Source organism: Photobacterium sp. GJ3, assembly GCF_018199995.1.
GTDB lineage: Bacteria > Pseudomonadota > Gammaproteobacteria > Enterobacterales > Vibrionaceae > Photobacterium.
The window spans coordinates 1,545,374-1,560,041 of record NZ_CP073578.1; the positions used below are offsets into that span (position 1 = coordinate 1,545,374).

At 47.3% G+C, this 14,668-nt stretch carries 13 protein-coding genes; 4 read left to right on the plus strand and 9 right to left on the minus strand.

Features of this window, described 5'->3' with window-relative positions; all coding sequences use genetic code 11:
• Positions 1-379 precede the first annotated feature (379 nt).
• From xapA to KDD30_RS06875, 4 genes are all read left to right on the plus strand, one after another.
• A complete protein-coding gene (gene xapA, locus KDD30_RS06860) occupies positions 380-1,204 on the plus strand; it encodes a xanthosine phosphorylase (protein ID WP_211648628.1) in 825 nt (274 codons plus the stop codon).
• Between the two features lie 15 nt (positions 1,205-1,219).
• Positions 1,220-2,482 (plus strand): NupC/NupG family nucleoside CNT transporter, encoded by a 1,263-nt coding sequence (locus KDD30_RS06865; protein ID WP_211648630.1) that lies wholly within the window; start codon positions 1,220-1,222, stop codon positions 2,480-2,482.
• A 68-nt stretch (positions 2,483-2,550) separates the two neighbouring features.
• On the plus strand, positions 2,551-3,312 hold the full coding sequence (gene deoC, locus KDD30_RS06870; RefSeq protein WP_211648632.1) for a deoxyribose-phosphate aldolase: 762 nt from the start codon (positions 2,551-2,553) through the stop codon (positions 3,310-3,312).
• Positions 3,313-3,621: 309 nt separating this feature from the next.
• Complete coding sequence (locus KDD30_RS06875; RefSeq protein ID WP_211649662.1) at positions 3,622-4,512, plus strand: DMT family transporter; 891 nt, start codon at positions 3,622-3,624, stop codon at positions 4,510-4,512.
• A 91-nt stretch (positions 4,513-4,603) separates the two neighbouring features.
• On the opposite strand, the gene KDD30_RS06880 is transcribed toward KDD30_RS06875, so the two are convergent.
• From KDD30_RS06880 to KDD30_RS06920, 9 genes are all read right to left on the minus strand, one after another.
• Positions 4,604-5,494, minus strand: coding sequence for a LysR family transcriptional regulator (locus KDD30_RS06880; protein WP_249199230.1), 891 nt, complete (start codon positions 5,492-5,494; stop codon positions 4,604-4,606).
• Positions 5,495-5,821: 327 nt separating this feature from the next.
• Positions 5,822-7,309, minus strand: a complete 1,488-nt coding sequence (locus tag KDD30_RS06885; RefSeq protein WP_211648634.1) for a carboxypeptidase M32 — start codon at positions 7,307-7,309, stop codon at positions 5,822-5,824.
• Positions 7,310-7,791: 482 nt separating this feature from the next.
• The gene (gene ttcA, locus KDD30_RS06890; RefSeq protein ID WP_211648643.1) at positions 7,792-8,721 is read right to left on the minus strand and encodes a tRNA 2-thiocytidine(32) synthetase TtcA; all 930 of its coding nucleotides are present in this window, start codon (positions 8,719-8,721) and stop codon (positions 7,792-7,794) included.
• 252 nt (positions 8,722-8,973) lie between these two features.
• Entirely contained in the window at positions 8,974-9,912 is a 939-nt protein-coding gene (gene uspE, locus KDD30_RS06895; RefSeq protein WP_211648646.1) for a universal stress protein UspE, read from the minus strand.
• A gap of 164 nt (positions 9,913-10,076) precedes the next feature.
• Positions 10,077-10,826 carry an FNR family transcription factor gene (locus KDD30_RS06900; RefSeq protein ID WP_211648648.1) on the minus strand — a complete coding sequence of 250 codons (750 nt, stop codon included), beginning with the start codon at positions 10,824-10,826 and terminating at the stop codon, positions 10,077-10,079.
• 75 nt (positions 10,827-10,901) lie between these two features.
• Positions 10,902-11,552 carry a sulfite exporter TauE/SafE family protein gene (locus tag KDD30_RS06905; protein WP_211649666.1) on the minus strand — a complete coding sequence of 217 codons (651 nt, stop codon included), beginning with the start codon at positions 11,550-11,552 and terminating at the stop codon, positions 10,902-10,904.
• A gap of 23 nt (positions 11,553-11,575) precedes the next feature.
• On the minus strand, positions 11,576-11,785 hold the full coding sequence (gene ccoS / locus KDD30_RS06910) for a cbb3-type cytochrome oxidase assembly protein CcoS (RefSeq protein ID WP_211648656.1): 210 nt from the start codon (positions 11,783-11,785) through the stop codon (positions 11,576-11,578).
• Positions 11,778-14,156, minus strand: a complete 2,379-nt coding sequence (locus KDD30_RS06915) for a heavy metal translocating P-type ATPase (RefSeq protein ID WP_211648664.1) — start codon at positions 14,154-14,156, stop codon at positions 11,778-11,780. The genes ccoS and KDD30_RS06915 overlap by 8 nt, the downstream gene beginning before the upstream one ends.
• Positions 14,153-14,644, minus strand: a complete 492-nt coding sequence (locus tag KDD30_RS06920) for a FixH family protein (protein ID WP_211648673.1) — start codon at positions 14,642-14,644, stop codon at positions 14,153-14,155. The genes KDD30_RS06915 and KDD30_RS06920 overlap by 4 nt, the downstream gene beginning before the upstream one ends.
• Between the last annotated feature and the right edge of the window lie 24 nt (positions 14,645-14,668).

Genomic DNA, 14,668 nt, shown 5'->3' on the forward strand with positions numbered 1-14,668 from the left:
TGAGCAACGCGACACTCTTCCTAAAGCAGCCTCTGAAGAAAGTTGAAGTATTCATTGCTCTTAATTCTCTCGACCTGATTTGGCATACCTCAAAAATTGTGACCAAGAAACGAAATAGTGGTTATTTCCACTAATCATTTTGCCCTTGTCCTGGATTTATATCACATTAATATTCTTGCTTACCCCTAGATAACTCTGTTGATTACGTGAGCTGAGTCAAATTTGCCATTCGCCTTTCTCTTTGCCTTGATACAAGTGAGCCTTCTGCGCATTTTATTATGCCAGTAAAAAGCATGATAACGCGTATTTTAACGATGGTTTTAAATCAGTATTGGCCATTACTATTTCTATAGACCTCACTAATAATAGAGATGTAGTTATGTCGTATGATCCAGTTATGAACGCCCTACAAACCATTCGTGAACGTAAACCCGGCTTTGCTCCGAAAGCAGCATTTATCCTTGGCTCAGGGCTTGGCGTGATTGCCGATGAACTGACAGACAGGGTCAGCATCCCTTATGAAGAACTCGATGGATTTCCGGTAAGCACCGTTCAAGGCCACTCTGGTGAGCTGGTCCTTGGTTCAATGAACGGCGTCGATATCGTGTGTATGAAAGGCCGTGGTCACTACTACGAACACCAAACCATGAAAGTGATGACGACACCAGTACGTACATTCAAAAAACTTGGTTGTGAGTTTCTTTTGGTGACAAATGCTGCGGGTTCGTTACGCCCTGAGCGTATTGATGTTGGTTCACTCGTGATTTTTTACGACCATATTAACACAATGCCCGACTCTCCAATGACGGGCGCAAATGATGAAGAGTATGGACCTCGATTCTTCAGCTTAGCGAATGCCTATGACAAAGACCTACGTTGTGAAATGAAGACGATCGCGAAGAAGAACTCGATCCACCTCAATGAAGGGGTCTTTGTTTCTTATACCGGTCCGAACTTTGAAACAGCGGCTGAGATTCGCATGATGCAAATTATTGGTGGTGACGTCGTTGGTATGTCTGTCGTGCCTGAAGTCATTTCTGCGGCACACTGTGGTTTACCTGTTGTCGCCCTGTGTGCAATTACCAACATGGCGGAAGGCTTAGGTGATGTCGAGTTATCGCATGACCAAACGCTGAAGTGCGCCAAGCTGGCCGAAGCAGATTTTATTTCCCTGATTAAAGCATTCATGGCTGAACACTTTTAAAACCAAGGAGCGACAATGTTTGCGATCGGATTTTTAGGTATAGCTGCCTTATTAGGCATTGGGTACGCAGCATCGACAAATCGTAAAGCGATCAAATTTCGAACCGTGGGTACCGCTTTTGTGTTGCAAATGGCTATTGGTGCGTTCGTGCTCTATGTTCCATGGGGACGCGCTGTTTTAGAAAGTATGTCCCATGGTGTTCATGCAGTTCTAAACAGTGGTAAGTCAGGCATTAACTTTCTGTTTGGTAACTTAGTTAACTTTTCAGTTGATGGCATTGGCTTTGTTTTTGCTCTGAACGTACTCCCATTGGTCGTCTTTTTCTCTGCACTGATTGCGGTCCTATACCACTTAGGAGTCATGCAATATGTGATTCGCATTATTGGCGGTGCGATGGCCAAGTTACTGGGTACATCGAAAGCCGAATCCATGTCGGCGGTGTCAAATGTTTTTGTCGGCCAAAGTGAAGCGCCGTTAGTGGTTAAGCCATACATGCCCAAAATGAGCGACTCAGAATTTTTTGCGGTGATGTGTGGCGGCATGGCGTCAGTCTCAGGCACCGTGCTCGCAGGTTATGCATTGATGGGCGTCGATATGGAATACCTTTTGGCGGCATCCTTCATGGCGGCTCCAGGTGGATTGTTATTTGCCAAACTGATTATTCCAGAAACCGAGCAGTCACAATATACGGTGAGCAGTGATACAAGTTTTGCTGAAAATCGCGCTGAGAACATCCTCGGGGCAGCAGGAGAAGGGGCGGCAAGTGGGGTAAAACTGGCCGTGGCGATTGGTGCTATGCTCATCGCCATGATTGGTCTTGTCACCTTGGTCAATACCGTGCTGGGTGGTATAGGTTCGCTCGTAGGTACGGATTTGTCACTGGAGTTAATTCTGGGTTGGATTTTCTCACCACTGGCTTTCTTGCTCGGTGTGCCAGCTGCTGACGTCACTATTGCAGGCTCGATGATTGGTAAGAAAATTATCGTGAACGAGTTTGTTGCGTATTCTGATTTAGCACCTTACCTCAAAGAGCCAAGTGTCGTGCTGGCGCAAGGTCTGCATGTTCTGGACGAGAAATCTAAGGTGATCATCAGTTTTGCATTGTGTGGCTTTGCCAATATTGCCTCAATGGGAATCCTGATTGGTGGTCTGGGCACGCTTTGTCCTCAGCGTACCAACTTTATTGCTAAAAATGGCGTGAGAACACTGATTGCAGCCAGTTGCTCGAACCTGATGAGTGCAGCAATTGCCGGTATCTTCATCTCGCTTGTTATCTAATCTCTTCCTTTGGAGGAGTGTCATTCTTAACGCGCTCCTTCTCTTTAAACACGTTACAAGGAAATGTCATGAACACACTTTCAACGGTGGCTCAACAAGCTATTGGGCTTTTAGATCTGACAACTTTAACGAATACAGAGACGGATGATTGTATCATCAAGCTATGCCAAAAAGCAGCGACCCCTTTTGGTTCCACAGCTGCTATTTGTCTCTATCCAAGATTTATTCCTATCGCCAAAAAGCAGTTAAAAGCGCAAGGAACTGAGGCGATTAAGGTGGCGACGGTGGTGAATTTCCCTCATGGCCATGACGATCTAGATATTGCGTTAGCAGAAACCCGTACAGCGTTGGCTTACGGCGCTGACGAAATAGATATCGTCTTTCCTTACCGAGCTTTAATGGCAGGCAACGAGCAGATTGGTTTTGAGATGATCCAATCTGCGAAAGCACTGTGCGGTAATGTTGCTCTTAAGGTCATTATCGAATCGGGTGAGCTTCAAACAGAAGCGTTGATCCGTAAAGCGACGAAGATTTCTATTCGTGCTGGTGCGGATTTTGTGAAAACCTCAACCGGTAAAGTGCCGGTTAACGCGACGCCAGAAGCGGCACGTATTATGGTTCAAACTATTTTCGATTTGGGCGTACAGCACAAGGTGGGTTTTAAGGCGGCGGGTGGTGTAAAAACTACGGAAGATGCAAAGCTCTACCTAGAGTCTGCAGCCGATATTATGGGTAGCGATTGGGTGACAGCGAAACATTATCGTTTCGGCACTTCTAGCTTATTGGTTGATTTACTCAACACATTAGGTGCTGAGTCTCAAATGGAGTAAGGGGATTATTGAGGTCATAAAAGGCCACCGTACTCGTCCTTGATCTCCTTGGTTTTGCTTACACGGCAGTTTCTGCGTTATACAACGATAAAGGCACCCACACGCTGGGTTATATCCCAGATTGGCGCTTGGAGAGTCACGTCGCTTAAGCTTCCTTAGGACAAGACGAAGTGATGAATGCGGCATCAAACAATGACGTGCTTGGTTCTGACATCGTGATTGAGGCAATAATTGCTCAATACGTTGGACTTTCAGCTCCTGAAAGTGGGCACTCTTTCTTACAGTCATAATATTAACTTACGTCTGACCATGAACATTCTATTCGCTATGATCCCTGCCTTTTTGTGGGGAACCACTTATGCGGCGACCCAGTACACTTTACCGGATTGGCCGCCTATCTTGCTTGGCGCACTAAGAGCATTGCCAGCAGGGTTACTTTTACTGCTTATTCGCCCTTCTTTGCCGACTGCTAAAGAACTGAAAGCATTGAATATATTGGGAATATTCAATATTGCAATTTTCTTTACTTGTATCTTTATTATGGCCTTAACGCTTCCATCAGCAGTGTCTGGCGTGGGGATGATATCTGTTCCGGTTTTTGCCATGATTTTTCATTGGATTATGGCGAGAAAGAAACCTACGGGTATACAAATGTTGAGCGGAGGGTTACTGGTTGTTTTAGCCTGGGTGTTGTTTAACCCAAGCTCATTAACGCTGAATCCAATCGGATTGATGGCGATGCTAGGGGCGATCGTGTGTCTCGTACTCGGCAGCAGTTTAACCAAGCAACTAGCCTCTGAAATGCATTGGTGGAAGGTGCTCACATGGCAACTGATTATTGGTGGTAGTCTCTTGCTGGTGCTTTCTTTCATCCATGCAATGTTCGATATAGATCAATACCGGAGCCTGATGAGTGAAATCCGTTTGAGAAACTTCCTAGGTCTGGCATGGCTGATCATCTTCACCACAGCCATTGCCTATGGACTGTATGTTTGGTTGCTACAACGCATGACCGTAGTTGAATTTACCTTTGGAGGGATTGCTAATCCAATAGCGGGAATCCTGTCTGGGATGCTGCTAGTCGGTGAAGTCTTTTCTGCTACGCAATACACCATCATGGGGCTAATGATTGCAACCAGTTTGCTCCCACAGATTTATACTCGGCTAAAGCAACCTAATTTTAAAATAGTTAAATCCTAGTCATATAGCATGGGGTAGCTGTGAAGACATCGACGCTAATCCAGCGTATTACTCATACCCCACTCATTGTAAGTGGGGTATTTTTTATGGATTAAAATTGCCCAGTAAAAGTTTTGACGGTAGGAGACATATCGCGAGGATCGTAGATCATACAAAGTCCTGCGGGTAAGTTTTCCTTGAGATTAACAAAATGAATGTGGTCCCAAGTATGCTGAGTAAAACTAGACGGGACTGCGGTGATGGTCATACTGGTCGAAACATAAGCCATCAGCGTCGTTGGTTCGACAAACTCATTTTTTATCAACGGGGTAAACCCTTGATGCATACAAGCGTCCATTACCAAGGCTGCTGAGGCAGAGTTTCGTTGCACCAAAAAGGAAAACTCTTCGTCTTTAAGATCCGCAAGGGACAATTTTTTCTTCGCTCGCAGGGGATGCTCATCTGACATTGCAATCACAAAGTTTTCATCTGTGATTCGTTTAGAGATAAGCGGGTATACATTCAACGCATCGGCAAATCGAGATAGGCCGACATCAATTTTTTTTTCAAGCAGTTGTTGTTTTTGTTGTTCAGGGCTGAGTTCTAACAGTTCGACACTAAAGTCAGGATAGAGATGGTTAAATTCTTTCAGCATTCGACCAAAGCCTGCCCAAAATGCCGAGCTGACCATACCAACTTTAAGCGTATTGGTTAGGTCACGGCTGGCCTTTTGGACACGGTAGAGAGAGCGGTCGACACTGCGAAAAAGTTGCTCACATTCGCCGTGAAGAATCTCTCCAGGTGACGTTAGCACTACACTTCTAGAGGTTCGCTCTAACAATGTTACGCCCAAAATCGATTCTAGTTCTTTAATTTGCGCACTGAGAGGAGATGGCGTGATGTTGAGGTTTTTCGCTGCTTGGTTGAAATGACCAGATTGGGCGACTTCATAAAAGTAGCGCAACATTTTTAATGTTACACGTTCAGAAAAAAAATCAGACATAGTGATCCCTATATAAAATCCCAAACCCAGAAACCTATCCACGCTGATGATGCAACATAATGAAGGATACAGGTTGCATTTGTGTAATTGAGCTGCTCCTCAAAAAAACGAGTCCAACCGAACCTGCGATATGCATTTTTATAACAACAAGCTTGGTGGCCTTGAAGCATGACTCATACTGCAATGCAGAAAGAAGAAAAAGCCTGCTCTCGAGCAACAAAGCTGTCTGAACTGGTTGTCCAAACTTGAGCTGAACTCATCAGCAGACTGCTTCAACTCCGTGCTAAACCATTCAGCGCAGCCAACGGCTGCGCTAGTGGGGTTTCATCAATTGTTCAGGTAACGGTTTTCCAGATGCGTTTTGAAGAAGGTCGGGTTCAGACTTTCTCCCGTCGCTTCTTTCAGCAGATCATCCGTTGACAGGAAGCTGGCTTTTTTCCAGACGTGTTTATCGAGCCAATTGAAGATAGGTTGCAGGTTTCGTTCACGGATCAGGTTTTCGACATTCATTTCACGGCTCATCGCAGCCATAAACTGAGCGGCATACATAGCACCCAGTGTGTATGACGGGAAGTAGCCAAAGCTGCCATCTGTCCAGTGGATATCCTGCATACAGCCATCCGTGAAATTTCCTTTCGTGGAAAGGCCCAGATATTCTGTCATTTTCTTGTCCCATAAATCCGGGATATCTGCGACTTCAATTTTACCTTCAATCAAATCACGTTCGATTTCATAACGCAGGATAATATGAGCCGGGTAGGTCACTTCATCGGCATCAACACGGATGTATCCAGGCTCAACACGAGTGCAGTACAAGGCCATGTTCTCGGTGCTGAGTGCTTTGTCGTTATTCCGATCGAAGACTTCACGGGCAAGTGGCGCAAGCACTTCAATAAACGGCTGGCTGCGTGATAACTGCATTTCAAAGAACAGACTCTGGGATTCATGAACGCCCATTGAGCGTGCTTCACCCACAGGTAAGCCAGCCCACTGAACAGGTAATCCCTGCTCGTAACGGGCATGGCCTGTTTCATGAATGACACCCATGAGCGCGCTGGTGAAGTCTGCTTCGTCATAACGCGTGGTGATCCGAACGTCTGTTGGGACACCGCCGCAGAAAGGGTGAGTACTGACGTCCAGGCGGCCGTGTTTAAAGTCGAAACCGAGTTTCCCCATAATGTCCAGGCTGAGCGTTTTCTGCTGTGCGACAGGGAATGGACCTTTGGGTGTGATGACTTCGTCACTCAATTGTTTCTGACGTACATCCTGAATCAGCTGTGGCAGCCAGGTTTTGACATCCCCAAAAATCTGGTCGATTTTTTCACAAGTCATTCCCGGCTCATACAGATCCAACATCGCGTCATAGCGGCTCAGTCCTGTGGCTTCTGCACGGATTTGTGCTTCCTTCCGGGCTAATTGCACGACTTTTTCCAGGTTCTGGCTGAACTCATGCCAGTTATTCTCTTTGCGCTGTGTGCGCCATGCATGCTCACAGGCAGAGCCCGCGAGTGATTTTTGCTCGACCAGCTCAGAGGGGAGCAGGTTTTCCATTTGCCACCGGCGTTTCATTTCTTTGAGGCTGATTTTCTGCTCAGCAGACAATGATTCAGCAGCCGCTTTTTCGTACCACTCAGCTAATTGAGGTGCTGTTGCCAGCTCATGGTGGATCAACGCCAGCTCAGCCATAGCTTCAGACCGTGCAGCATTGCCGCCTTCAGGCATTTTGGCAGCCTGATCCCAGCTGCAGATGGCTGATAGATGAGAGATTCGGGAAAGCTTTTGGGCATGTTGTTCCAGTTTTTGGTAATAAGTCATTTTTAATCCTTTATTGTGACTCGTGGCGTGCAGGACCACTGCAGATTGGATCGAATGTTGTTTTGTGTCTCTTATCATCAGCATGTGTCAGGCGAAAAAACACGGGTTTCAATAGATACAGCTCAGAAACCTTAAGGTGCCATGCTGAAAAATACTGGTCGTCCATTCAGCGATAAATGCGTTATGTAGCGGTGAGCCGTTGTGGCTCATGTGATGATAAGGACCAGAATACAGCAGTACCGAGATACATTGTGTATCATACGGCGAATGTTGCCACATAGCAGCCCGTTTTTCATTGTAAGTTTAGCGTTTTGTTAAAATAAATCACTCAGAAGTAGCATGTTTGTCTTCAGATGACGGCTTTACAGCAATCATCGTTTCATGGAGAACAAGTCAGGGGCAGCGTTTGGGATTTGAGGCTGAGATGCGGGCTAAGAATGATAAAGCCGCAGAATGAAGTGCGGCTTTATCGTCAAAGTTGGTTAATTGACCTGAAGGATATCCAGTTTTTCACCTGGATCAAACTCAGCAACCTCATCCTGAATGGCCGGGGTAGCAGGTAACTCTTCTTTATCAAAAGCGATATCGCCTCCATTGATCGCGCCTGAATCTTTATCGATGGATTTAAAATCAAACAGATTGAAATCAGCAAGATGCGAAGGCACCACGTTTTGCATCGCAGTAAACATGGTTTCGATGCGCCCTGGATAGCGTTTGTCCCAGTCACGCAACATTTCTTTGATGACCTGACGCTGCAGGTTGGGTTGAGAGCCGCACAGGTTACAAGGAATGATTGGGAAAGCTTTCATTTCGGAATAGCGTTCAATCTCTTTCTCACGGCAGTATGCCAGCGGACGAATCACCACATGCTCGCCATTATCGGAAACCAGTTTTGGAGGCATCCCTTTCATTTTTCCGCCATAGAACATGTTCAGAAACAGTGTTTCTAGCATGTCATCTCTGTGGTGACCCAGAGCAATCTTGGTTGCACCAAGTTCTTTGGCTGTCCGGTATAAAATGCCGCGACGCAGACGAGAACACAGTGAACAGGTTGTTTTCCCTTCCGGCACTTTTTCTTTCACGATCGAGTAGGTATCTTCATTGACGATTTTGTACTCGACACCAATAGATTCCAGGTATTCAGGCAGGATATGCTCCGGGAAACCCGGCTGTTTCTGATCCAGATTTACCGCAATCAATTCAAAGCTGACAGGGGCACTACGCTGCAGGCTACTGAGCATCTCAAGCATGGTGTAACTGTCTTTACCGCCGGACAGACAAACCATAATGCGATCACCATCTTCAATCATGTTGAAGTCTGCAATCGCCTGACCCGTGTTGCGGCGCAGTTTCTTTTGCAACTTGTCAAAGTTGTATTTCTGTGCCTTTGTAAGCTCTTGATTTGGATTCATTTTATGTCTCTGTTGCTGTCGCATAGCAAACCGAGGGCATGCGACGAAAAATCTTCATTTCACATTTTGTTCCGGAAAATGCAGACAATGGTCCGTTGGGAATCATTTGTCTGTCTCCGGTATGGAAAAGTATGGCGCGTATGATACGGATTCTTGTGACGGATTCCAGTTTGTTTTATGCAGAATAGGCAACATGGCGTGCATGGAAGTGAATTTTAATCGCCGCCTCGTGGAAGAGGCGGCGGAGTGCGGTTATTGATTTGGGTCCAGTGGGCTGATGTAACCTTCAGGCTTCAGAGCCAGCAGATCGCAGTTCAGGCTGTCGATGGTGTGCTCGGCGGTATTCCCGATGAAAACAGCAGAGATTCCGGTTCTGCCCGTTGTGCCCAGGATCACCAATTCAGCATCCAATTCTTCGGCAACTTTGGGGATGACATCTTCTGGCAGTCCTTCAACCACATGTGTATTCTCCTCATCAATCCCATGCTTTTGCCGCAGGGCTTTCATACTGGTCAGATGGTGTCCGCGAACAGCATCTGTGTAAGTAGCCGGGTCAAATTCAGGCAGTTCAATGGTAATGTTGACCGGCGTTGCCGGATAGGCATTGACCAGATTGACCTCTGCATTCAAGACCGCTGATAAAGACTGCGCTTCTTGCACAATTTTGTCGTTCAGGGCCTCATGGGTATCGTTTTCCGCAGCCAGGTTCACACAGGCGAGTACCTTTCCGTTTTCTGGCCAGCTGTGTTCTTTGACCAGCAGGACAGGGCAGGGACACTTCCGCAATAAGTGCCAGTCCGTAGGTGTGAAAATCACAGAACCGATTTTGTCGTGTTCATGGGTTGCTTTAATGAGCAGGTCATGATGCTGGCTGTAAACTTCAGCAATGATGGCCTCATAGGGTCGGTTATGCCAAACCACAACGATATCAATCTCAAAGCCATTCTCTGTATGAGGACGAGTAATGTCTTTTAGCCATTCTTCCCGCTGTTGAACAACCCCGCGACGCATGGCCTGACGTTCGTCAGAAGAGAGCATTGAGGTCATTTCATATGAAAAGTCATAGATGGCAAGAAATACCGTGATACGGGCTTGATCGGACTTTTCTGAGAGGTGGACTGCGCGTGACAGAGCAGGCTGATGATCCTGAAGTGGATCTGCGACGACCAGAATATTCTTATACACATTCATAACTGCCCCCTTTCTCGACGGAATAGCAATCGTCTGACCAGAAAAAAGCTTTGTATTCAGATTAGTATATTCACTGTAATGGATTGCTGCGAATAAGTTGAGGACTTTAGAAAGGAAATTCAGGAAAAATTGATGGGCATCAAGCCCACCAATTGTTGGTTAATTTATTTACAGGTGTTAGCGCCAGCAAGTTCTGCAAGCTGCTCACGTTGATGGATCGTGATGTATTTGCCTTTCACGCCGATGATTTCTGCTTTTTGGAAGCGACCCAGCAGACGGCTGATGGTTTCCACGGTCAGGCCGAGATAGTTACCAATATCGCCGCGTGTCATGGTTAACCGGAACTCCCGCGCCGAGAAGCCACGTTCTGAGAATCGGCAGGAGAGATCGTATAGGAATGCAGCCAGACGTTCTTCTGCATTTTTCTTCGACAGTAGCAGAATCATATTTTGATCGCTTTTGATCTCATGACTCATCAATCGCATAATTTGTTGTCTGAGTTTGGGCATTTCGCCCGCCAGATCATCCAGCGTTTCAAAAGGAATTTCACACACCATGGACGTTTCAAGTGATTGTGCAAAACTCTGGTGTTTGTTGTTGTTGATTGCATCAAAACCAACAAGATCCCCTGCCAGATGAAATGCTGTGATTTGTTCGTCGCCTTGCTCGGTAATGGTGTAGGTTTTTACCGTGCCAGAACGAATCGCATACAGCGATTTCAGTTCATCCCCGGCCTTGAAAAGTTCCTGGCCTTTTTGAATCGGTTTTTTACGTTCAATGATGCTGTCGAGTTGATCTAACTCCGACTCATTCAGTGTAAAGGGAATGCATAACTGGCTGATACTACAATCCTGACAATGGATTGCACATCCGCCTGACTGGATACGTTTTGTGGGGATTTTATCTGGATTCATAAACTATGGCCTAACCAAGCTCGGATACTGAGTTCACTTTACCATATTCTTATTCATGATGACGAGTATAAAACATTAGGAAAATTGTGTGATTGCGATATAGCCCGTGTGAATACCGTATACCAGCAGCAAAACTGCGCTTGTTTTCTTAAATATCTGATTAGAAAGCCAAAGCTTGAGGCGTTCAGCCATTGTTCCCACCAAAATCATGGCCGGAAGTGTGCCAAGGCCAAAGGCAAGCATGACGCCAGCACCAGAGACGGCATTCCCAGCAACCGCAGCCCAACTTAGGGTTGAATACACCAAACCGCAGGGGAGCCAGCCCCAAAGCAGCCCAAATGGAAATGCTGAAATTGGGGATTTGAGTGGCAGCATTGACTGTGCCAGTGGGGCAATGCGTCGCCAGAGAATTTGCCCAACAGCTTCAATTTTGGTCACCCCTTGCCACCATTGTCCGAGATACAGGGCAAGTAAAATCATCATGAGCGCCGCGAGCAGGCGAAGGTAAAGCAGGGTCGTGCTGAGGCCACTGAGCGAAGCCATACCCGCAACAGCGCCACCAATGAGTGCGCCCGCAGCGGCGTAGGAAACCAACCTGCCCAGGTTATAACACAACAGAAACGGGAATCGGCGTTGTTGTTGCTGACCGGGCATCCCCAGTGTAATTGCTGCGGCAATACCACCGCACATGCCCAGACAGTGGCCTGCACCGAGCAGGCCAATCATAAATGCTGCGAAAAAATCCGTGCTCAAGACGCTTGGTCCTTACCTTCAGGATGACTCGGCTTCTCAGAAGTGGCGGATGTTTTGTTTTTTTCTTCGTTTTCATCAAACAAGATGTCAAATCCCTGCCTTTCGAGGTCTTCAAACTGTTCAGATTTAACTGCCCAGATGAATACGGCCACGGCGATGCAAACGAAAATAATGGCAATAGGAATCAGCAAATACAGGCTAGCCATCTTCTTTTAACAACCTCAGCGAGTTAGATACGACAATGATGGAGCTGGCTGACATCCCGAGTACAGCAATGTAGGGAGCAACCAGTCCCGCGACAGCTAATGGGAGGATAACAAGGTTATACCCCAAGGCCCAGGCCAGATTTTCACGGATGATTTTTCGAGTCCTGATTGCCAGCTGGCGTGCTTCCAGAACCCGGTCAAGGTGATCCCCCAGTAAAACCATATCTGCAGAGGACTTGGCAACATCGGTTCCGCTGCCCATCGCCAGAGATAAATGGGCACCGGCCAGAACAGGTGCATCGTTGACGCCATCGCCGATCATGAGTGCAACCTGACGCTTGTCCAGCGATTGAAGGTATTGCAGTTTTCCCTGTGGCGAAGCACCACTGATGAGTTTGTCGACTGCCAGTGTTTCTGCAACACGGGTTGCATTCTCTGAATGATCGCCTGTCAGCATGGTCACCTGAATGCCTTCGGCCTGAAATGCACTCACGAGAGATTTACTGTCGCTCCGGATTGGGTCATCCAGCCGGAATGCTGCAATTGCTTGACCTTCGCAGGTCAGCCAGACCTGAAAATCCTGAGCAGAAGGTATCTGGTTTTGATCAGTAAAAGCAAATGCCTGTTTACCGATTCGCCATTCCTGATTAGCCCGGAAACCTTTCAGGCCAAAGCCGACTTCGTTTTCAACTGTGTCAAAAGCAAAATCAGCGTTTCTGTAAGCCGAGAATGCACGGGCAATCGGGTGGTTTGCATAGCGCTCGAGTTCAGCAGCAATGGAGAGAACATCATCTTCCGGAACATCGGAAAAACACGCAGTGGTCACAATTCGCACGTTGCCTTCTGTCAGTGTTCCTGTTTTGTCGATGACGAGCTGATTGACATTACACAGTGTTTCAAGCACATGCCCACGACGAAGCAGAATGCCAAAACGACCAAGCCTTGAGGTTGCACAGGTCAGGGCTGTCGGTGTTGCCAGTGAAAGTGCGCAAGGGCAGGTGGCGACCAGAACAGCCAGCGTGATCCAAAGTGCGTCTTCAGGCCGGTGTTGGTGCCAATAAAACCAGGTGCAGGCAGAGATGAGCAAAATCGTGGCCACAAAATAACGGGCGACGATATCAGCAATTTCGGCAATTTTCGGTTTGGATGCCTGCGCTTCATCCTGAAGACGGATAATGTTCGAAATCAGTGAATGCTGGCGATCCTGGGTGACTTCAATGCTGAGGTTTCCGTCTCCGTTGATGGTTCCGGCATAGACATCATGGCCTGGTTCCCGGCGAACAGGTAAAGGTTCACCGGTCAGCATGGATTCATCAATGACACTGCTACCTGAAATAATCACACCATCCGCAGGAAGGCTTTCACCCGGCAGGACAGTGACAACGTCACCAACTTTTAAGCTCTTGGCTGCAATCTGGCTGCCGTCTGCAAGGGTCGCCATCGCTGGAATCAGCTTCAGCAGGTTCGCACTGGCTGCTGCTGCTTTACGACGGGCGCGCATTTCCAGGTACCGACCGATCAGCAGGAAGAAGGTGAACATGGAGATGGATTCGAAGAATACTTCTCCTTGCTCGGTGACCGTTGCATACAAGCTGGCACAATAAGCGAAGATCAATGCAATTGAAACCGGGACATCCATCCCTAATGTTCTGGCTCTCAAATTCCGCCAGGCGTTGAGATAGAAAGGCAGTGCAGAGTAGAGCAGCACTGGCGTGGCAAACAGCAGACTAACCCAGCGGAAATAGTTTCTGAAGGTTTCATCCAGATCGCCAAAGACTTCAAAGTAGAGTGCAACCGCCAGCATCATCACTTGCATCGTTGCCAGGCCGGCAATGCCTAAACGATACAAGTAACTTTTCATGGTGTCGTGATAGTGCTGTTCCTGGTTATCTGCTTCAAAAGGTGCGGCTTTGTAACCCAGACGATGAATGGCAGACAGCAGTTGGCTCAGTTTGGTTTGTGCGGGATCCCAACTGAGTAAAGCGCGGTGGGTTGTTGTATTCACGCGAATATTGACCACGCCAGCTTCTCGCTTGAGGTGCTTTTCGATCAGCCAGGCACAGGCGGCACAGGAAACACCTTCCAGTGACAGTGTCACTTCATGGGTGTTTTCATTTTCACGGACGAAATCCTGTTGGATATCTTCGTTGTCGTAGAGTGACAATGATTGTAACTGCTGCGGCACGAGATCAGCTTTGTCTGCTGTTGCTGTCCGGTACTCATAATATGAGGTCAGCCCGCTGTCTACAATGGTTTGAGCAACAGCTTCGCACCCAGGGCAACACATTTGACGTGCTTGCCCCAGGATTTCAACGGTCCAAGTGGTGTCCTGCGGAACTGGATCACCACAGTGATAGCAAGGTGTATTCATCCCTGATTTTGTCCAAACAGCTGAATCGGATCACTGGAAGGGAGGTTCAGTCGACCATGTAATTTCCAGTCGCCTTTGAATGGCTCGACTTCAACAAACCAAGGGCCATCAATGGGCTCAGCTGTGCTGAAGCGGTAATGGCCTTTCATGTCAGGACTGACCATCAGGGTAAAATCTTGATCGGGTAGTGTACGATGCGTGAAGGTAACACGCAGGGTTGGATAGGCTTTCAAGTCACCTTTATTAAAAGCTAACACGATATTGGATTCAGCGACTGAAATGTTCGCCTGAAGATGCAGTGCATCTGCAACACGGAGGCGGGAAAAGTCCTGATTGATGCCTTTTCCTTTCTTATAGTAATCCTCTGCGACCAAATCCACTTTGTTCTGAGAGAAGAGATACAGTGCGGTCATACTGTATGTAATGGAAGTGGCTGGAATCGCAATGATGAACCAAGGCCAAAACTGCTTATACCATGGCTTTTGCATTCTGAATTCCTTTAAGTATGAATA

What these genes read in the sequence shown, in the direction of transcription:
- KDD30_RS06880 (WP_249199230.1), bottom strand. Translation starts at nt 5,494, where the DNA reads ATGTCTGATTTTTTTTCTGAACGTGTAACATTAAAAATGTTGCGCTAC.
- uspE (WP_211648646.1), bottom strand. Translation starts at nt 9,912, where the DNA reads ATGAATGTGTATAAGAATATTCTGGTCGTCGCAGATCCACTTCAGGAT.
- ccoS (WP_211648656.1), bottom strand. Translation starts at nt 11,785, where the DNA reads ATGGCTAGCCTGTATTTGCTGATTCCTATTGCCATTATTTTCGTTTGC.
- KDD30_RS06905 (WP_211649666.1), bottom strand. Translation starts at nt 11,552, where the DNA reads ATGATTGGCCTGCTCGGTGCAGGCCACTGTCTGGGCATGTGCGGTGGT.
- KDD30_RS06865 (WP_211648630.1), top strand. Translation starts at nt 1,220, where the DNA reads ATGTTTGCGATCGGATTTTTAGGTATAGCTGCCTTATTAGGCATTGGG.
- xapA (WP_211648628.1), top strand. Translation starts at nt 380, where the DNA reads ATGTCGTATGATCCAGTTATGAACGCCCTACAAACCATTCGTGAACGT.
- KDD30_RS06885 (WP_211648634.1), bottom strand. Translation starts at nt 7,309, where the DNA reads ATGACTTATTACCAAAAACTGGAACAACATGCCCAAAAGCTTTCCCGA.
- KDD30_RS06875 (WP_211649662.1), top strand. Translation starts at nt 3,622, where the DNA reads ATGAACATTCTATTCGCTATGATCCCTGCCTTTTTGTGGGGAACCACT.
- KDD30_RS06900 (WP_211648648.1), bottom strand. Translation starts at nt 10,826, where the DNA reads ATGAATCCAGATAAAATCCCCACAAAACGTATCCAGTCAGGCGGATGT.
- deoC (WP_211648632.1), top strand. Translation starts at nt 2,551, where the DNA reads ATGAACACACTTTCAACGGTGGCTCAACAAGCTATTGGGCTTTTAGAT.
- KDD30_RS06915 (WP_211648664.1), bottom strand. Translation starts at nt 14,156, where the DNA reads ATGAATACACCTTGCTATCACTGTGGTGATCCAGTTCCGCAGGACACC.
- ttcA (WP_211648643.1), bottom strand. Translation starts at nt 8,721, where the DNA reads ATGAATCCAAATCAAGAGCTTACAAAGGCACAGAAATACAACTTTGAC.
- KDD30_RS06920 (WP_211648673.1), bottom strand. Translation starts at nt 14,644, where the DNA reads ATGCAAAAGCCATGGTATAAGCAGTTTTGGCCTTGGTTCATCATTGCG.